Annotated in this window: 14 protein-coding genes; 8 read left to right on the top strand and 6 right to left on the bottom strand. The window is 66.6% G+C overall.

All coding sequences use genetic code 11. The annotated features are described in order from the left end of the window. Positions 1 to 8 precede the first annotated feature (8 nt). Both ACFOPO_RS05670 and ACFOPO_RS05665 read right to left on the bottom strand, forming a co-directional pair. Positions 9 to 1496, bottom strand: coding sequence for an MFS transporter (locus ACFOPO_RS05670; RefSeq protein ID WP_386701791.1), 1488 nt, complete (start codon positions 1494 to 1496; stop codon positions 9 to 11). 110 nt (positions 1497 to 1606) lie between these two features. Further along, the gene (locus ACFOPO_RS05665) at positions 1607 to 3895 is read right to left on the bottom strand and encodes a Six-hairpin glycosidase-like protein (RefSeq protein ID WP_386701789.1); all 2289 of its coding nucleotides are present in this window, start codon (positions 3893 to 3895) and stop codon (positions 1607 to 1609) included. Between the two features lie 217 nt (positions 3896 to 4112). Here ACFOPO_RS05665 and ACFOPO_RS05660 point away from each other — a divergent pair, with 217 nt between their 5' ends. From ACFOPO_RS05660 to ACFOPO_RS05650, 3 genes are all read left to right on the top strand, one after another. Then, a complete protein-coding gene (locus ACFOPO_RS05660) occupies positions 4113 to 5750 on the top strand; it encodes an alpha-glucosidase family protein (protein WP_386701787.1) in 1638 nt (545 codons plus the stop codon). 6 nt (positions 5751 to 5756) lie between these two features. Next, a complete protein-coding gene (locus tag ACFOPO_RS05655) occupies positions 5757 to 6755 on the top strand; it encodes an alpha/beta hydrolase (protein WP_386701785.1) in 999 nt (332 codons plus the stop codon). Positions 6756 to 7040: 285 nt separating this feature from the next. Beyond that, complete coding sequence (locus ACFOPO_RS05650) at positions 7041 to 9788, top strand: TonB-dependent receptor (protein ID WP_386701783.1); 2748 nt, start codon at positions 7041 to 7043, stop codon at positions 9786 to 9788. A gap of 362 nt (positions 9789 to 10150) precedes the next feature. Here the strand turns inward: ACFOPO_RS05650 and yihA are convergent, their stop codons facing one another. Continuing rightward, positions 10151 to 10771 carry a ribosome biogenesis GTP-binding protein YihA/YsxC gene (yihA, locus tag ACFOPO_RS05645; RefSeq protein ID WP_386701781.1) on the bottom strand — a complete coding sequence of 207 codons (621 nt, stop codon included), beginning with the start codon at positions 10769 to 10771 and terminating at the stop codon, positions 10151 to 10153. A 217-nt stretch (positions 10772 to 10988) separates the two neighbouring features. On the opposite strand from yihA, the gene ACFOPO_RS05640 reads away from it, so the two are divergent. The 4 genes from ACFOPO_RS05640 to ACFOPO_RS05625 all read left to right on the top strand — a co-directional run bounded on the left by ACFOPO_RS05640 (position 10989) and on the right by ACFOPO_RS05625 (position 14421). Continuing rightward, a complete protein-coding gene (locus ACFOPO_RS05640) occupies positions 10989 to 11879 on the top strand; it encodes a c-type cytochrome (RefSeq protein ID WP_386701779.1) in 891 nt (296 codons plus the stop codon). 139 nt (positions 11880 to 12018) lie between these two features. Next, positions 12019 to 12690, top strand: a complete 672-nt coding sequence (locus ACFOPO_RS05635; protein ID WP_386701777.1) for a thiol:disulfide interchange protein DsbA/DsbL — start codon at positions 12019 to 12021, stop codon at positions 12688 to 12690. Positions 12691 to 12816: 126 nt separating this feature from the next. Further along, positions 12817 to 13644 (top strand): thiol:disulfide interchange protein DsbA/DsbL, encoded by an 828-nt coding sequence (locus ACFOPO_RS05630; protein WP_386701775.1) that lies wholly within the window; start codon positions 12817 to 12819, stop codon positions 13642 to 13644. Positions 13645 to 13662: 18 nt separating this feature from the next. Further along, positions 13663 to 14421 carry an endonuclease/exonuclease/phosphatase family protein gene (locus tag ACFOPO_RS05625; protein WP_200609119.1) on the top strand — a complete coding sequence of 253 codons (759 nt, stop codon included), beginning with the start codon at positions 13663 to 13665 and terminating at the stop codon, positions 14419 to 14421. Positions 14422 to 15197: 776 nt separating this feature from the next. Here the strand turns inward: ACFOPO_RS05625 and ACFOPO_RS05620 are convergent. Then, the gene (locus ACFOPO_RS05620; protein WP_386701772.1) at positions 15198 to 15386 is read right to left on the bottom strand and encodes a hypothetical protein; all 189 of its coding nucleotides are present in this window, start codon (positions 15384 to 15386) and stop codon (positions 15198 to 15200) included. A gap of 165 nt (positions 15387 to 15551) precedes the next feature. Continuing rightward, complete coding sequence (locus ACFOPO_RS05615; protein ID WP_386701770.1) at positions 15552 to 16439, bottom strand: NmrA/HSCARG family protein; 888 nt, start codon at positions 16437 to 16439, stop codon at positions 15552 to 15554. Positions 16440 to 16755: 316 nt separating this feature from the next. On the opposite strand from ACFOPO_RS05615, the gene ACFOPO_RS05610 reads away from it, so the two are divergent. Then, complete coding sequence (locus ACFOPO_RS05610; protein WP_386701768.1) at positions 16756 to 17763, top strand: NAD(P)-dependent alcohol dehydrogenase; 1008 nt, start codon at positions 16756 to 16758, stop codon at positions 17761 to 17763. A gap of 20 nt (positions 17764 to 17783) precedes the next feature. Here ACFOPO_RS05610 and ACFOPO_RS05605 read toward each other — a convergent pair whose 3' ends face one another. Then, positions 17784 to 18713: a LysR family transcriptional regulator gene (locus ACFOPO_RS05605; RefSeq protein WP_386701766.1), complete on the bottom strand. Its 930-nt coding sequence runs from the start codon at positions 18711 to 18713 to the stop codon at positions 17784 to 17786. Positions 18714 to 19401 lie beyond the last annotated feature (688 nt).

The raw sequence follows: 19401 nt of genomic DNA, 5'->3' as shown, positions 1-19401 counted from the left end.
GATGGGTCTCAGTGGCTGGTGGCAACAGTGGCCGCGCGCGGGTCCTGCACGCGCAGGACGCACAGTCCGGCGACGAACAGGCTGACGGCACCAATCGTCAGCGCCTGGATCGGCTGGCCGCCGAAGAAGGTCTTGAGCAGGAAGCCGAGCAGGCTGGCCGCGACCAGCTGCGGGATCACGATGAAGAAATTGAAGATGCCCATGAACACGCCCATCTTTTCCGCCGGCACGCTGTCGGCCAGCAGGGCGTAGGGCAGCGACAGGATCGAGGCCCAGGCGAAGCCGACGCCGACCATCGACAGCAGCAGCCAGTGCGGGTCACGGATGAAGAGGAACGAGATCAGGCCGAGGCCACCGAGCCACACGTTGACCAGGTGGCTCATGCGCAGGCCGATGCGGCGCACCATCCACGGGATCACCACCGCGGCCAGTGCGGCGAAGCCGTTGTAGGCGGCAAACAGCACGCCGACCCAGTTGGCGCCTTCGTTGTAGAGGGCCGAGCCGGTGTCACTGGTGCCGTAGTGGACGCCGGTGACCGCGCCGGTGGTGTAGATCCACATGCCGAACAGCGCGAACCAGGAGAAGAACTGCACCACCGCCAGGCGGCGCATTTCCGCCGGCATGTCGTGCATGTCGCTGATGATGTGGGCGAAGGCGCTGTCGCGCCGCATCAGCGTCACCACCAGCAGCGCCAGGCCGTAACCGGCGGCCAGGCCAGCGAGCACGTAGAGCTGTCGGTCGAGGTTGTAGTGCGTCACCACGTAGGCGCCGGCCGCGCCGAGCAGCAGCCACACCGCGCCGTTGCGGCGTGCGCGCGCGTGGTCGAGCGTGCGTTGCGGCGCGCGCTGCAGCGTGTCGTGCGCGCGCAGCACCTCCGGCGGGTACTCGCGCGTGCGCACGATCGTCCAGCCGACCGAGAGCATCAGCACCGCGCCGCCGAAGTAGAACGCGTAGCGCACGGTGTCGGGCACTTCGCCCGGGCCGGCGGTGTTGCCCACGCCGACCTGCGCCAGGAACCACGGCAGCAGGCTGGCGATCACCGAGCCGACACCGATGAAGAAGCTCTGCATGGCGAAGCCGCTGGCGCGCTGCTTGGTCGGCAACTGGTCGCCGACGAAAGCACGGAACGGCTCCATCGAGATGTTGATCGACGCGTCGAGCACCCACAGCAACCCGGCGGCGATCCACAGCGTCGGCGAGTTCGGCATCGCGCAAAGGGCGAGCGTGGCCAGCACTGCGCCGACGAGGAAGTAGGGACGGCGCCGGCCCAGGCCCGTCCAGGTGCGGTCGCTGAGGTAGCCGACGATGGGCTGCACGATCAGGCCGGTCAGCGGCGCGGCGATCCACAGCGCGGGGATCTCGTCGACGCTGGCGCCGAGGGTCTGGAAGATGCGGCTGACATTGGCGTTCTGCAGGGCGAATCCGAACTGGATGCCGAGGAAGCCGAAGCACATGTTCCAGATCTGCCAGAACGACAGCTGCGGTTTGGTGGTCATTGCGTCCCGATCCCCTTGAGATGGTTAGCCGTCATTGCGATGGATCCCCGTAACCCGTCATTCCCGCGAAGGCGGGAACCCAGCGACTTTGACGTCGATGAGCGCGGAAGTCACTGGGCCCCCGCCTTCGCGGGGATGACGGCAACCGGGACCACATGCAGCGCCCCCACTTCGGCCGAGTTCAAAGACCCTTCGGCCCCACCCGTGCCGCCGGTGTAATGGGCGAAGTGGCTCAGGTAGCTCATGTTGAAGCCGTCGCGCAGGTCGAAGCGGCACGCCGCACCGGCGCGGGCATCGAAGACGACCGCGCTGGAGAGCTGTCGCGCCTGGCCGTGCGGCATCACCAGCGTCCCGGTCTGCTGCGGCTGGCCAGCGCAGTCCACGACCAGCGTCTTCACCGCCGCAGTGATGCCGGTGTTGATCGGGCCGTGGGTGTTGATGAAGTCCAGACGGACCGAGAACCGCCCGTCGGCCGGGGCCGTCCAGCGCCGCGGCCACGCGCCGGCGACCTGCGACTGCGGTCCGGCGCAGCGGGTAGGGCTGTGCAGTGATTCCAGGCCGTCGGCGCCGATCCGGGTCAGGCTGACGCACTGCTGGAAGGGCTGGGCGGTCAGCGTGACTGTTGTCGCCGTGGCGCCGGCATCGGCACTGCGCTTGCCGTCGACGTACAGGCGGGTGCCAGCGGGCAGCGTGACCTGCCGGTGCTTGCCGATTTCGCGCAGCTCGGGGGCATCCGGCGATGGCGGCGCGAACGACGCTGCATCAGTCGCCAGCGTCGCCGGCGCGCTGCGTGTGGCGACCAGTTCGACCACCGTGTTCTCGCCGTCGACGCGCGTCGTGCCGGCGATCAAGAGGTCACCCTCGATCGTGCGCGGTCGGCGCAGCGTGACCTTGCGGTCGGCCAGCTGCAGCGAGATCACGTCGCGATCGCCGAACAGCATTGGCACCAGCTCCGCCGGCAGCATCGGCTTGACGCTGCCGTCCTCGCCGACGCCGAAGACGCCTTCGATGACCATGTCCAGGTACGCCGCCACCGACCACAGCTGCCGCGGCGAGTTGACCACCGGCCCGCTGAGCGCGTCGTCATCGACGTGCACGGCCTGGGTGACCAGCTCGAAGTTCTCCATGTTCGATCCGGCCAGCGCCGCACCGCGCATCAGCGAGCGGATCTCGTGGGCGATGCGCGGCGCGTGCCCGACCGTGCGCGCGGCGCGCAGCGAGTAGGCGCTGACGAACGGCCAGATCGCGCGGTTGTGGTAGATCGCGGTGTCGGGCTGCTGAGGCCAGATCACCGGGCTGCCGCTTTCCAGTGCGGGGTAGCGCGACAGCGCGCGGCGCGCGCGATCCGGCGGGGCGATGCCGCTTTCGATCACCAGCGACAGGCCGAGCAGGTCGTATGCCTCGAACGGGACGGGATGCTCGGCGGTGCCGATGTAACTCATGTACAGGCCGCGGTCCTCGCGCCAGAACGCGCGGTCGATCGCCTCGGCCAGCGCATCGGCCTGGCGCGCATACGTTGCAGCGCGGGCGTCGCCGCGACGCCTGGCCATCTGCTCGCCCAGGCGCAGCGCCTGATACTGCAACACGTTGGTCGACAGCGCGAACGACTGCGCGATGAACCCGACATCGTTCGCGGTCCAGCGCGGGTAGGACTGCTCGCGCCAGTCGAGGTAGGAGGTCTCGCCGCGGTACAGCCCGACGTTGTCGTCGAAGACGAACTGCCGGTCCTGCGCGAGCGTGTCGGTCAGCGCGCGCCAGGTCTGGTCGTTGAAGCGGACGCTGTCTGCGTCCTTGCCGTCGACAAGATGGCGCGCCGCCAGGAACCACACCACCCGGTCACTGCTGATCGGCCAGCTGCCGCCCGAGCCGGTGTCCTGGGCGACGAAGAATCCACCGGGCGCCGCAGGCGGCCTTGTGCCGGAGAGCTTGAAGCGCAGCGAGGCGCGCGCGCGCTCGGGCGACACCCGTGCGAGGGCGAGGTCGGCTGCGTAGGAGAGGTCGCGGGTCCAGACGTAGCGCCACTTCTCGCCAGTCTCGAAGCACGGGCAGGCAATCGGCTTGCCGTTGTCGAAGGCGCCGTCGGTGATCGATGCGACCTGTGCTTCCTGCAGTTCGAGCTGGGCCATCGCGAACAGGCCGTCGAACAGCGGGCTTGCGGTTGAGCTGCGCAAGGACTGCGCCGGGATCGTGCGTGCCTTGGCAGAACCGGACAGCGAGTAGCCCTGGCCACCCTCAACCATCTCGACGTTCTGCCCGCGCCACGACAATCCGTGCTGCCATGCAACATCGGCTGGCGCAGCGGGTGACTGCGCGAACGCGGCCGAGCAGGCAATGGCGAGCGCACCCGCGACCAGCCCCGGAACCCTGGCCTGGCAGCGTGCAGTTGCGGCTTGACTCATGCATCGCCCCTTCTCGAACAGCGGCCATGGTAGTTCGCGGCACCGATGCGCACGCGCTTGCTGCATACGTATTCATCGCCCAGCAGGCGGACCTGGCAATCCCAGTGGCTACCCGCCGTGGAATAGTGCGCACCAATGCGTGCCCCCCGGCGCGCCCAACGACACAAGCGGCGCGCGGATGACGATGGCGGCAGTCACAACGGAAGGACAGGCAGCAATGCAGCAGGCCGTGCACGGCAAGGACGCAGCATGGTGGCGCGGCGCGGTGATCTACCAGATCTACCCGCGCAGCTTCCTTGACACCAACGGCGACGGCGTCGGCGATCTGCCGGGCATCATCGAGCGGCTGGACTATGTGGCCAGCCTCGGCGTCGATGCGATCTGGATCTCGCCGTTCTTCAAGTCGCCGATGGCCGACTTCGGCTACGACATCGCCGACTACCGCGACGTCGACCCGCTGTTCGGCACCCTGGACGACTTCGACCGCCTGCTGGCCAAGGCGCACGCGCTCGGCATCCGCGTGATGATCGACCAGGTGCTCAGCCACACGTCGGTCGAGCACGCCTGGTTCAAGGAAAGCCGCGAAAGCCGCGACAACGCGCGCGCCGACTGGTACGTCTGGGCCGATGCCAAGCCCGACGGCACGCCGCCCAACAACTGGCTGTCGCTGTTCGGCGGTGTCGCCTGGCGCTGGGAACCGCGCCGCGGCCAGTATTTCCTGCACAACTTCCTGTCGTCGCAGCCGGACCTGAACTTCCACAACCCGGCCGTGCGCGAAGCGACGCTGGACAACGTGAAGTTCTGGCTCGAGCGCGGCGTCGACGGCCTGCGCCTGGACGCGATCAACTTCTGCTTCCACGACCAGCAGCTGCGCGACAACCCCCCCAAGCCGGCGGAACTGCGCACCGGTCGCGGCTTCAGCCCGGACAATCCGTACGCGTTCCAGTACCACCACTACAACAACACGCAGCCGCAGAACCTCGACTTCCTCGAGGACCTGCGCGCGCTGCTCGACCAGTACCCGGGCGCCACCACGCTGGGCGAGATCTCCTCGGAAGACTCGCTGGCGACGATGGGCGAGTACGTCAACGAGCAGCGCCTGCACATGGGCTACAGCTTCGAGCTGCTGACCGACGACTTCAGCGCCGCCTACATCCGCGGGACGGTCGAGGACCTGGAAGCGAAGATGACCCGCGGCTGGCCGTGCTGGGCGATCTCCAACCACGATGTGCGCCGCGCGGTGACGCGCTGGGGCGGCGACAACGCTCCCGACGCCCTCGCGAAGCAGCTGGTGGCGCTGGTGTGCTCGCTGCGCGGCTCGGTCTGCCTGTACCAGGGCGAAGAGCTGGGGCTGACCGAAGCCGAGGTTCCGTTCGAATCGCTGCAGGACCCGTACGGCATCGCGTTCTGGCCGAACTTCAAGGGCCGCGACGGCTGCCGCACGCCGATGCCGTGGAACGGCGAGGCGCATTCAGGCTTCAGCGACGGCAAGCCGTGGCTGCCGGTGGCCGAGACCCACAGCGCGCGCAGCGTAGCGGTGCAGGATGCGCAAACCGATTCCGTGCTCAATGGCGTGCGCCACCTGATGCGCTGGCGCAAGGCGCATCCGGCGCTGGTCGCCGGCGACATCACGTTCCTGGACGCGCCGGAGCCGGTGCTGGCGTTCACCCGCCGCAGCGACGACGAATCGCTGCTGGTCGTGTTCAACCTGTCGTCGCAGCCGCAGCAGTGGGCGGTTCCGGCGCAATTGGGCGCGCCGGTCGCGGTGGATGACCACGGCCTGCTGGCCGGACGAATCGATGCAGGGCAGCTGCATCTGCCGGCGCACGCCGTCTACTTCGCGCGGATCGGCTGACACGCGATGTGCACGCGAGCCGTCCTCACCGCGCTCGCGCTCGCACTGGCGGCATCGCTTGCACTGACGGCACACGCCGAACCGGTGCGCGTGCAGCTGCAGGCGCCTGCGTTCGCGCCCGAGCAGGTGAAAGTGGCGGTGTACCTGCCACCGGGTTACGACGAGGCGTCCGACCGCCGCTATCCGGTGCTCTATATCAATGACGGCCAGGACATGGCGGCCGTCGGCCTCGAGTCCACGCTGTCGCGCCTCTACTCGCAGGACGCGATCGAGCCGGTGATCGTGGTGGCGATCGACATGCTCAGCGATCGCATGGGCACCTACGGCCTGTCCGATCGCGCCGCCGGCACCAGTCTGCCCGGCACGTCGCGCTTCGGGCCGATCGGTTCGCGCGCGCATGACTACGCGCAGTGGCTGGCCATCACGCTCGTTCCCTATGTCGACAGCCATTACCGCACGCGCGCGCAGGCCGCCGATCGCACCATGCTTGGCTGGTCGCTGGGTGCGCTGCAGGCGTTCGACATGGGCTGGCAGTACCCGGAACTGTTCGCGCGCGTGGGCGCGTTCTCGCCTTCGTTCTGGCTGCCGCCGCTGCAACAAGGTGGCGATGACCGCCTCGCCCAGGCGCTGGTGGAGCGCGGCCCGAAGCGCGACGGCCTGCGCATGTTCGTCGCCGTGGGCAGCAGCGAGGAGACCGACGATCGCGACCATGACGGCGTCTTCGACGCCCTCGATGATGCCCTCACGCTGATTCGCGGTGGCCTCGAAGGCGACCGCGATCTGCACGGCATGACGGGCCTGGGGTATCGGGCATCGCTGGCGTACGCGCCGTGCCGCCCGCAGTCAGACGTCGATTTCCTGCTGCTTGCCGACGGCCGCCACAACCAGGCGTCGTGGGCTCGCATGCTGCCGGTATTCCTGCACTGGGCTTACGCCACGCCCGCGGCGAGCGCGTTGCCGCGCTGTCGCGATTACCTGCCGGCGCCGGCTGCAGCAACGCCCTAGGCACCGATCACCGGTGCCGGGCCGTCCCGCTCCGTCCGCCCTGAAGCGGACGGCGCTGCCCGCGTGCGCCCGGAAAACGCTTGCACCCCCCGATTGCATGCAGGCGGCGGCGATGAATACGTATGCAATGGAATTTGTGCAGCAATGCCTGCGTCTACCATCGCGCTACGTTCTGGAACGGTCTTTCATATTGCCAATCCTGGCGCACGGGCTTCGATGATCGGCGGTGCAATCGCCGCCACTTACGCAAGCCGACTATAAAAACACTATGCAGTGGGAGGGGAGATGCAACTCAAGCGCAATCTGCTGAGCGTGGCACTGGCATCGGCGACGATGCTGATCGCCGCAGGCGCCCAGGCGCAGGAAACGAGCCAGCCGGGCACGCCTGGCCAGGACGCCACGACGCTGGACTCGGTGGTCGTCACCGGTATCCGCGCCGGTATCGAAAGCTCCATTTCGACCAAGAAGGATTCGACCTCGATCGTCGAAGCCATCTCGGCCGAAGACATCGGCAAGCTGCCTGACATCAGCATCGCCGAATCCATCGCCCGCCTGCCGGGCCTGGCCGCCCAGCGCGTGGCCGGCCGCGCGCAGGTCATCAGTGTCCGCGGCCTGTCGCCCGACTTCGCCACCACGCTGCTCAACGGCCGCGAAGTGGTCAGCACCGGCGACAACCGCAGCGTCGAGTTCGACCAGTACCCGTCGGAGCTGTTCAACGGCGTGACGGTCTACAAGACCCCTGACGCCAGCCTCGTCGGCCAGGGCCTGTCCGCCACCATCGACATGCAGACCGTCCGCCCGCTGAGCTTCAGCGAGCCGGTGGCCGTGTTCGGCGCCCGCTACCAGAAGAACTCGCTGGGTTCGGCTGCCGACAGCGACGGCGACGGCAACCGCATCAACGCCAGCTACATCGGCCAGTTCCTCGACAACACCCTGGGCTTCTCGATCGGTTACTCGCACCTCGAGACGCCGATCCAGGAAGAGCAGGTCGGCCTGTACGAGCCGTGGTCCGCGGTCGGCGCCGGCGCGCGCCCTGGCGTGCCCGCAGGCACGTTCTACTCCGACGGCATCAAGGCCCTGCGCCGCACCGGCTATGCCGAACGCGACGGCGTGATGGCCACGGTGCAGTACCGCCCGTCGAATGCCTGGACCAGCACGCTGGACCTGTTCCACACCGAGGCTGAGCAGGTCGATACGGCCAACCAGTTCGAAGTCCACATTGGCGGCTACAACGGCAACTACACGCCGGGCCTCAGCCTCACCGGCGCCCAGGTCAACGGCAACAACACCTTCACCGGCGGCGCCGCCAGCGGTGTGTATCCGCTGGTCCGCGGCATGTACAACAAGCGCGAAGACGAGATCAACGCGTTTGGCTGGAACAACGACTTCGCCGTGGGCAACGCCCGCGTCAACGCCGACCTGAGCTACTCCAAGGCCAGCCGCGACGAGCTCAATCTCGAGAACAACACCCAGCGCCTGCCCGCGCCGCAGCTCGACACGGTCAACCTGGGCTTCAGCAACAGCGACTTCTCGCAGTTGAACCCGGGCCTGGACTACTCCGACCCGGGCACGCTGTACCTGACCAACACGATCTACGGTTCGGGCTACGGCAAGGTTCCCAGCGTCGAGGACGAGCTCAAGGGCGCACGCGTCGTCGTCTCGCTGCCGGCACCGTCGGCCGCTGGCTGGCTGTCGAACATCGACATCGGCCTGAACTACGCCGATCGCGAGAAGCAGAAGACCCAGCCCGAGGGCAACATCAACCTCGGCCCGCAGGGCAACACGACGATCGCCTCTGACCTGCAGTTCGACCCGGTCAACCTCGGCTTTGCCGGCATCGGTTACATCCCGTCCTGGAATGTGCCGGGCGCGGTCGATCGTTACATGACCTTCAACCCGGTGTCCGACCTGTCGTACCTGGTGTCGAAGGCCTGGACGGTCAACGAGAAGATCACCACCGGCTACGTGCAGGCCGACATCGACACCGAATGGGGTTCGGTCGGTGTCCGCGGCAACGTCGGCGTGCAGATCCAGCACACCGACCAGTCGTCGAAGGCGAACTACTGGGACGGCACTGCAAACGGTGGCGCCGGTGCGGCCAAGCCGTTCGAAGACGGCACGACCTACACCGACGTGCTGCCGAGCCTGAACCTGGCGTTCTCGTTCGAGCATGACCAGACCCTGCGCCTCGCCCTGGCCCGCCAGGTCGCCCGCGCCCGCGTGGACGACATGCGCGCCTCGCTCGAGTTCGGCGTCGACACCTCGACCGGCAAGCCCGGCGCGAGCGGCGGCAACCCGCGCCTGGATCCGTGGCGTGCCAACGCGTTCGACATCTCCTACGAGAAGTACTTCGGCGACAACCGCGCATACGTGGCCGCTGCGTACTTCTACAAGGACCTGCGCAGCTACATCTACAAGCAGACGCAGGACAATTACGACTTCAGCAGCTTCGTTGCCGACTACGTGCCGCCGCCGGGTGGCGTGCCGGCCCAGACCACGGGCAACTTCACGGCGCCGTACAACGGCCAGGGCGGCATGCTGCAGGGCCTGGAGCTGAGCGCGTCGCTGCCGCTGGACATGCTGTGGGAGCCGCTGGAAGGCTTCGGCATCGTGGCCAACGCCAGCTTCAACGACAGCGACATCGAGATCGTCGATCCGGACAGCGCGAGCAGCGTCGGTTCGGCGCCGATCACGCTGCCGGGCCTGTCGGACGAGGTGTACAGCTTCACGGCGTACTACCAGCGCGGTGGTTTCGAGGCCCGCGTGAGCGAGCGCTGGCGTTCGGACTTCATCGGCGAGATCGGCAACTTCAACGGCAACCGCACGCTGCGTTACGTGGTGGGCGACGACCAGCTTGATGCGCAGATCAGCTACGAGTTCGGTGAGGGCACGATGTCGGGCCTGAGCCTGTATCTGCAGGGCAGCAACCTGACCAACTCGCCGTACCAGACCTACGCCAGCAGCAAGGACCGTCCGCTCGAGTACATCGAGTGGGGCCGCACCTACCTGGTGGGCGCGTCGTACAAGTTCTGATCCCCCTCCCGGGCTGAAGAACGAACCCCCGCCGGAGCGATCCGGCGGGGGTTTTTTATTGCCCGTCATCCCGGCGAACGCTCACCGTCATCCCGGCGAACGCCGGGATCCATCTTGACGTTGCTGTTGGCCGCAGGCTTCTGCCTTCCCGGGAATGACGGGTATACCTCACCGTCATCCCCGCGAAGGCGGGGATCCAAGGACGTTGGCTTTGGCTTCGACTTTGACTCGCGCCTTCAAGTTGAACCTCGCAAGCAAAGTCAAAATGGATCCCGGCTTTCGCCGGGATGACGGTGACAGTGCTGATGCGGTGCGACCCTGGATCCCGGCTTTCGCCGGGATGACGGTGACGGTGCGGAGCTTTAGAGGCCCAGCCAACCGGCGACTACGGCGCGCGCTTCTTCCACGCCCTGCTTCGACTCGCCCGAGAACGTCTGCACGCTGACCGTGTCGCCGAAGGCGCTGAACAGGTCGCGCTTCACCGCATGCAGGGTCTGCGTCTGCTGTCCGCGCCCCAGCTTGTCGGCCTTGGTCAGCAATGCATGCGCGGGCAGGCCGCGGTTGACCGCGTAGCCCAGCATCTGCCGGTCGTACTCGCGCAGCGGGTGGCGGATGTCCATCACCACCACCAGCCCCTTGAGCGACTCGCGGGTCTGGAAGTACTGGTGGATGAACGCCTGCCAGTGCGCCTGCAGGTCCTGCGGGACCTTGGCGTAGCCGTAGCCGGGCAGGTCGACCAGGTAGTTGCCGGGGACCGGCTCCTCGCTGGGCGGGGTGATGTCGAAATAAACCAGCTGCTGGGTGCGGCCCGGGGTCTTGGAGACCCGCGCCATCGCGTTCTGCTGGCACAGCGCGTTGAGGGCGCTGGACTTGCCGGCGTTGGAGCGGCCGGCGAAGGCGACCTCGGTCCCGCCCTCGGGCGGCAGCTGCTTGTGGTTGTGCGCCGCCAGCAGGTAGCGGGCGCGGACGAAGGGATTGGCCATGCCATAGGATCGCATGGCGACGCCCCCGACCGCCGGAATTGCCACCCTGACCCGCTGTTGGGGCCCTCGCAAAAGGCCGAAAGCAGCGCAAAACGCCTCACTCGGGCAGGTCCTGCGCACGATCTGCGTTGACCCGACCGGAAGCGGCGACGATAATTCCGCGGTTCCGGCGTCCGCAATCCTGGGCGCCTCTTAAAGTGTTTCGGAGCCCAGCTACATGAGCCAAGCCCGCGTCCTCGGCATGATCGGCCTCGCCGCAATGGCGGCCGCTGCCGTCGCCTACGCCCAGACCACCGTTACCCCGGTCCCGGACAACGCGCCGGTCCAGGCCGCTGCGCTGAACACCGCGCCGGAAAAGGTCGTCTGGGGTGACGCCAAGGCTGGCGCGACCAAGGCTGGCACCTGCGCCGCCTGCCACGGCCTGGACGGCAACCCGACCGATCCGCAGTACCCGCGCCTGGCTGGCCAGAGCGAGCGCTACATCGCCCATCAGATCTCCCTGTTCAAGAGCGGCGAGCGCAACACCGGCATGGCCGCGGTCATGAAGCCGTTCGCCGACGCCCTCAGCGCCCAGGACGCGCGCGACATCGGCGCCTACTTCGCCACCCAGAAGGCCGGCGCCGGCGTCGCCGACGACACCGTCGTCGCGACCGGCCCGAACTCGGGCAAGAAGTTCTTCGAAGTCGGCCAGCAGCTGTTCCGCTCGGGCGACAAGGCCCGCGGCATCCCGGCCTGCATGGCGTGCCACGGCCCCGACGGCGCCGGCAACCCGGGCCCGGCCTACCCGCACATCGCGGGCCAGCAGTCGGCCTACACCCAGCGCCGCCTCGAGGAATACCGCACGGGCACTACCACCCAGCGCGACGCCCACCTGTTCAACGTGATGGCCACGGTCGCCAAGCAGCTCAGCGACGAGGAAATCGGCTCGCTGTCGAGCTATCTGCAGGGCCTGCACCCGAGCCACGACGACCTGGCCGCCGCTGGCGCCCCGGCCGCGTTGCCGGCCGCAGCTCCGGGCCCGGCACCGGCTGCTGCCGCTCCGGCGGCTGCGCCCGCTCCGGCGCCCGCCCCGACCAAGGAGCCGGCGGCGCCCGCCTCCGGTTCATAAAAGGCGGAACTTTCGCCGGTGGCCCACGGTCACAGCGAATATCTCCTCCTGTTGTCTGCTTGCGCCGGTCGTGTCCACACGACCGGCGTTTTGTTTTCAGAATCCAACCCTTCCATCGCCTGCCCTCAAGAGCCCTACGATGATCCGTCGTCCCGTCCTGCGGTCCGCGTTCCTGCAAGCTCTGGTCCTGTTGTCCCTGCCAGCCGCCGCGATCTTCTCCGGTGCCGTGGCCGCTGACGCCCCGGCCGCCCTGGTCGAGGGCAACGACTATGTGGTGATCGACGGCGGCAAGCCGTTCGCGCCGGTGAAGGGCAAGGTCGAGGTGGTGGAGGTGTTCGGCTACACCTGCCCGCACTGCGCGCACTTCCAGCCGCAGGTCGCCAAGTGGCAGGCCAGCAACGCCAAGCAGGTCAACTTCGTGCCGATGGCGGCGCCGTTCGGCGGCTACTGGACGCCCTACGCCAAGGCCTTCTACGCCGCGCAGGAACTGGGCGTGGCCGGCAAGAGCCATGACGCGATGTTCCTGGCCCTGCACACCGACGGCACCCTGCCGCTGCGCAATCCGTCGGTCGACGAGATCGCCAGCTTCTACGCCCGCTACGGTGTCGATGCGCAGCGTTTCGCCGCCACCTACGACAGCCCGCAGGTGCAGGCGCGCATGGAGAAGGCCGAAGCGTTCATCCGCAGCAGCGGCGTGGAAGGCACGCCGACGCTGATCGTGAACGGCAAGTACCGCATCCTCGGCAACAGTTTCGACGACACCCTGCGTATCGCCGATCAACTCGTCCAACGCGAGCGTGCAACACACTGACTGCGTGCCCGGAATACCGGTCAGCCCTGGTGGCCGGTATTCTTGCTGTGACACCTCATGCCCGGCCCGGACGCCTGAGCGCCGGCCACACCTTCCAGCCATAGCCTTTTGCGGAGAAATCGATCCATGACCTCGCGCCTGCCTCACCTTGCCGTGGTTCTGACCGGCCTGCTCGCCCTGTCCGCCTGCTCCAAGCAGGCCCCGGCCCCGGCCGACACCGCCGCACCGGCGGCCCCGGCTGCCACCACCGAGGCACCGGCCGAGACCGCTGCCGCCGCACCGGCAGCGACGACCGAAACCGCACCGTCCGAAGCGCCGGCACCGGCCGCTCCGGCGGCGACCGCCACCCCGCCGGAAGGCCCGGCGCCGGTCCTGGGCACCGACTACATCGAAATCGCCGGCGGCCAGTCCTACGAGCCCACCAATGGCAAGATCGAAGTGGTCGAAGTCTTCGGCTACACCTGCCCGCACTGCGCGCACTTCGAACCGCTGGTCGAAGCCTGGAAGGCCAAGCAGACGGCCGACGTGAAGTTCGTCCCGCTGGCCGCGCCGTTCGGCGGCTACTGGATGCCGTACGCCAAGGCCTTCTACACGGCGCAGGCGATGGGCGTGCTCGACAAGACCCATGAGGCGATGTTCAACGCCATCCACGTCGACCACACCATGCCGGTGCAGCCGCTGCCGACCGACGCCCAGATCGCCGGCTTCTACGCCAAGTACGGCGTCGATCCCAAGCAGTTCGAAAGCACCATGAGCAGCTTCGCCGTCGATGCCAAGCTCAAGCGCGCCGCCAACTTCATCACCCGCAGCGGCGTCGACTCGACCCCGTCGATGGTGGTCAACGGCAAGTACAAGGTAGTCGGCAAGAGCTTCGAGGACAGCCTGCGCATCGCCGACCACCTGGTCGCGCAGGAGCGCGCCAAGTCCGCTGCCCCGGCTCCGGCTGGCGGCTGACCGGGCACCACCGCTCGAATGGAGACGCGCCGGCTCCGCCTGCTCAGTGCCAACATCCAGGCGGGGTCGAGCACGCGCGGCTACCACGACTACGTCGCGCGCAGCTGGTCGCACGTGCTGCCGGCCGGCAACAAGCGCGGCAGCCTCGACACCATCGCGCAACTGGCCGGCGAACACGACATCGTCGGCCTCAACGAGAGTGACCCCGGCAGCCTGCGCTCCGGGTTCACCAACCAGACCCACTACCTGGCCCAGCGCGGCGGCTTCGATTACTGGAGCCACCAGCCCAACCGCCGCGTCGGCGGCGTTGCGTCCAGCGCCAACGGCCTGCTGAGCCGGCTCGAGCCGCGCGAAGTCATCGACCACCCGTTGCCAGGCCGCATCTCCGGCCGCGGGGTGCTGCTCGCTCGCTATGGCGAAGGCGATGCCGCATTGCTGGTCGCCGTGGCGCATCTCTCACTGGGCGCCACGTCGCGCGCCGCGCAGCTGGGCTTCATCGCCGAGCTGCTGCACGACCACCCGCACGCCGTGCTGATGGGTGACTTCAACTGCTCGATCGACCGCCCGGAAATGCAGGCGCTGTTCCGCAGCACGCGCCTGCAACCGCCCGAGGGCGACGTACCGACGTTCCCGAGCTGGCGCCCGCAGCGCGCGATCGACCACATCCTGGTCGGCGACGGCCTGCGCACGTCAAACGCGCGCGCGTTGCCCGCAGCGCAGTCGGATCACCTGGCGCTGTCGATCCAGTTGGATGTGCCGGACAGCGCGCTGCGCTAGAACGCGGTTGCCGGATGGCTGCTAGCGGTCAGGCGCGGGCTCTGGACCGCACATCCCCAGACCTACTTCCCTCGCACGAGTCCAGTTCGCTGGGGAATGGGAGCCGCCATCGTCTCCAGGCGCCGCAGTCGGCGCTTCTCGGCCAGATCCTGGTCGCTCTGGTTTGAGGTCGGGCTGGCATTGGCCGAGTGAGTCGTTGCCGGTCCGGTAGCGCAACCCGCAACGACAAGGCAGAACATCAGACTCGTGGCTGTGCGTAGTTTCATGATCCCTCCAGAATGGTGGGGAAACGCCTTGGGTCGGAAGCGGACATTAGCACTCGCTCTTGGCTTTCGCCTGCGCAACGACCGCTTTCGGCCAGAAGCGGACATCCACTTTGGGCCAGCTAGACCGGCGTCGGGTCTACGCGCTTAGGGGCCCACGACTGATCAAGCCAGTGACGCGGACTTGGGCTACATGGGTAGTTGCTTCCCAAACCGACCACGAACCGAATTGCAGTAGTGAATCGAGATCGCTCGCCGAGGTCACGACTCGGGCTTGCGCACGTGCCACTTCGCCAGGGTCGGCGGATCCGCTCTCAAAGGTGACTTCGCCAAGAAAGAACTCACCGGTACGAGGGTGCTTATGGTTTGGGCGATACCCGGAACGCTTCTGCACCGCCGATGGCAGCAACGCTAGTTCGATTTCCAAGTGCGCAACGACGTCCAGCATCGTTCTCTCCAAAGGCCAAGCTTGACCCGACAAAGAATGTCCGCTTTGGGTCGAAAGCGGGCGCCTCAAATGTCGCACTCTGCTTCATCGAGTAGATCACGCATTCGCGTAGTGAACTCGATGATCTGCGCCTTGCTGAAATGGCAATAGGCCGGCAGCGAATCCGCTGGAACGTTCAGGAGGATCGCCGAACCGCATGCGATCACGTACCTGAGCTCGTCCGAAGTTAGTCGGATATCGATGGTGTCGCTCATAGACTCCCCTTTGATGCCAAGTGTCCGCTTTGGGTCGGAAGCGGACGTTAACACCGACCTTGGCGCGCTGGTAGTTTCCAACGTCCGCTAACGGCCAGAAGCGGACGTTCACCACTCGATGGTGGCGCTGGGCAACAACCCAGCGCTACTCCTCCCGCCTGGATGCTACTGGGTGGCCACCGGAAAGTTCGTCGCGGCCCACGAAGAGAACGCGCTCGGCTCCCGGCCTGCAATCCTGTTTGCAAGGTCGATCTGGTCCAACGAGGGGGAGCCGAGATAGGTGTACTCCTGGAAATACCGGAACGTCTGGGCAATCTCCGCCGGAAAAGCGTCGTCCTGGACTTGCGTGAAGGAGAACGCATGCCCCTGGCTATTGAGTGTGCGGATGATGTCATCGAAGCTCATGAAATCGCCGACAAGGGGCAGGTACTCGCCGTTGCCCGCCCGACCTGGGTCGGCGAAAGCGCCTGCAACTATGGGTCCGATTTCGTTGATGTCGCCCATATGGATTCCGCGAACGCCGGGGTCGAGCGGCAGAGCCCATCCCATTGAGCCATCCGCCTGCTTTTGCGGCGCCAGTGGGCCCGTCAGGTTCTGGTAGTACATCGGCGGGATCACGAACGTGTGGTGCTCGAATCCGGCTTCGCGGATGATCGCGTCCACCTTTGCTTTTCCGGTGTAATGCGGAACGGTGTACTTGCCACCGCTGATCTCTTCGACGTTGGGCAGCGTCGACCAGATCAGATGCCGGACGCCAGCGCGCTTGGCGGCCCGGATCGCCGCCGTCGCCTGCTTGACCTCGTCGGCGCCCTGTTCCCAGAAATTGGTGACAAGAAAGACGCCGTGCGCTCCCGTGAAGGCAGCCTCCAGGCCACCAGGCTGGTTCAGATCGGCCTTGTGAACTTCATGACCCAGGTCGAGGTGGCGACTTGGATTGCGGCTCAGGGCGCGTACGTGGAACTGGTCGTCCGCCCGGAGGGCGCGCACTACGGCACCGCCCTGCTGGCCCGATGCGCCGATGACGGCGATCACTTTTTTCGCTTTCGATATCACGTGGATTCCTCGTTTCCTGAGAGCCGCCCGCGACGTCGCTGCTGTACGCCGGTTTACGCGCGGCTCGCCTTGGCTGGCCTGTGTGGACTTGCATCGCAAATCTAAGCGCAAGGGCCCGCGTTGATTAGTCGGGAGATATGGATTTCAGTCATCCATCTGCAGAACCCCTGGCTGCCGTTTCGCATCCGTATTGCTCGCATGGATGGATGGGTCTAATCCACGAAAGGGTCTGGTGGACGGACGGGGCAGCGCGCAGGATCCAGCAGCGACGCACCGAATGCGTCCGCGACTCGAATTACCCTCCAGGTACCACGACATGCTTGCTTACAGACTGACCGCCCCCGACCTGAATGCACTTCACCTGTTTGACGAGGCGATACCCGAGCCTGGCCCGACCGAAGTCATCGTGAAGATGCGCGCCGCTTCGCTGAACTACAAAGACACCTTCTATCTCGCCGGAGACAAGGGCATTCGACTGCCTCGGCCCACCATTCCGCTGTCGGACGGCTCTGGTGAGGTGGTTGCCGTAGGGTCGCACGCAACACGCTTCTCAGTCGGCGATCGCGTCGTCGGAAACTTCGTGCAGGATTGGTTGTACGGCTCGATCCCCGAACATGCCGTGGATTCCAGTACGACGCTCGGCCATGGCATCGACGGCTGCCTGGCCGAGTACCGGGCCTTCAACGAACAGGGCCTGCTCCGCCTGCCCAGGAATCTGTCGTGGGAGGAAGGCGCGACACTCCCCTGCGCCGCGCTGACCGCGTGGAACGCGGTCCGTGACGTCCGGGCCTGGGAGACGGTGCTCATTCTTGGCACGGGCGGTGTCGCCCTGTTTGCACTTCAGTTTGCAAAGGCGCTCGGGGCCAAGGCGATCGTCACCTCGTCCAGCGACGCCAAGCTGGCACGCGCAGTCGACATTGGAGCTGATCAGGTCGTCAACTATCACAACAACCCGGAATGGCACCAAGAGGTCCGTAAGCTTACTGGTGGCCGCGGTGTCGAGCACGTCGTGGACACCGTAGGACCCGACACACTGGAACGGTCGATTGCGGCCGCTGCCCGGGATGGCCATGTCCACCTTGTCGGCCTGATCAATCCTGCCGGGTCCGTCAAGGCCTTGTCGATTCTCGGTGGGATGGTGAGCGTTCGAGGCGTCCGCGTAGGTTCGAGAAAGATGTTCGAAGAAATGAACGCCTTCATCGAGAGCAAGGACATCCACCCCATCATTGGCCATCGGTATGCATGGGATGATGCCAAGGCGGCGTTCATTCGCCAGCTCGATGGGCCCGACTTCGGAAAGATCGTGGTCGATATCGATGCTTGAGAGGCGCCGCGCAGGCGCCCTCATCGAGTCTTTGCGCGCGAGGTCGATAGCGGGTGCACGAACCCTTCATCGACGATCTTTGCCATGGTGAAATCGATGAACTCAGTCACCGCGCGCGGCTGTTGTCGCCGGCTGGAGTAGACCAGGTAGATGCCGGCGACGTTGGTGCCGTACTCGGGAAGCACTTCGACGAGTTGCCCCTCTTCCACATAGGGAGCGGTGGCGGTGGTTGGCAGGAGGCCGATGCCCACGCCCGTCAGCGCTGCGTCCAGCAGCGGATGCATCATGTTGGCCTGGAACCGCGCAATGACCACGACCTCTTCGTCACCGCGCGGTCCAGTCAGCTTCCAGACGGTCTGGCCCGCGGTCTTCGACGCCACGATGCAATCGTGCTCTGCCAGTGATGCGATCGAGACTGGCGTTCCACGCGATGCGAGGTAGCCGGGGCTGGCCACTAGCGCGTTACGAACGGTACCGATCTGTCGGGCCACCTGCGTCGGGTCGGCTTCCAGGCCGCCCCGAATAGCGACATCGATGCCCTGATCGATCAGGTCCACCTTTTCGTCGCTAAGCAGGAACTCCAGGCGAACCTTGGGGTGGTCAGCCAGAAAGTCGGCCATCCACGCCACTGGAAACCAGCGGAAGAAGTCCGCGGGCGCCGCCACACGGACGTTGCCGCTGGCAAGCTGACTGCCTTCCCCGACCTGCCTGGCCGCTTCGACCAGGGCTTCCACCTGCTCCGCGCTGCGCTCGTAGAACGTCGTCCCGGCGGAGGTCAGCGTCAAGCGGCGGGTGGAGCGCTGGAACAAGCGCACACCAAGATGTTGCTCGAAACCCTGTATCCGTCGGCTAACCGTGTTCGACGGCATCCCCAGACGCCGTGCTGCCGCGGCGAAGCTCCCGGCCCGCACGACGTGGACGAAGAGGGCAATGTCGTTCAGATCAACCATGGCTATCCTCAGGCCCTCGGGGGGGCATCGAGGCCCCTCCGCCTCGTCGTTTACTCATTCCAACGACAACACGCCTATGGCACGTCCGATTCCAGGCCGGAGCAGTACGTCCGGCGGTAGCTGTCGAAGCGCGGGTGTCCGCTTTGCGTCGGAGGCGGACGTTAGCACCGGACTGGGCGCCCAGGTAGACCCAAGGTCCGCTTACGGCCAGAAGCCGACGCTCGCCTGCGCTCATCGCATCGGGACCGGCCGCAGCAGTGCAGGCTCGAAGAACCGGCTCGCAATCGCCGCCAAGATGATCGGCGCGAAACCGATCACGGCAGCGAAGATAAGTAGCCCCGTGTTGCCGAATAACCCGGCCTTGTACAGCGCATAGCCCGAAAACAGTAAGACGTGAGTGACAGCCCCTGCGACGTACGCTGTGCCCACGACTCCGTAGAAATAGGAGGCCGTGACGCCGCCGTCGAGCCCGCGCCTACTACGACAGTGATGTCTTTCATCTCATTTCTCCTGAGGCGGCAGCTGCCGGATCGTACCTCGGCTACGAGTCCCACGTGGTTGCAACCGCCACTCACCCCATCGTGGCCCCCGGTCGTCACCCTCCGGCGCGTCCGCACGCCGCAATCCAGCTACGCTGGCACCATTGCGCAGGCTGCCGCCGCCAGCTAAGGCGGCGCGGCCAAGGGCA

It is taken from the genome of Lysobacter sp. GCM10012299 (assembly GCF_042649405.1).
In the GTDB taxonomy this organism is placed as follows: Bacteria; Pseudomonadota; Gammaproteobacteria; order Xanthomonadales; family Xanthomonadaceae; genus Lysobacter_J.
Note: the sequence above shows the minus strand (reverse complement) of the source record. Positions and strands in the feature narration are given on the sequence as shown.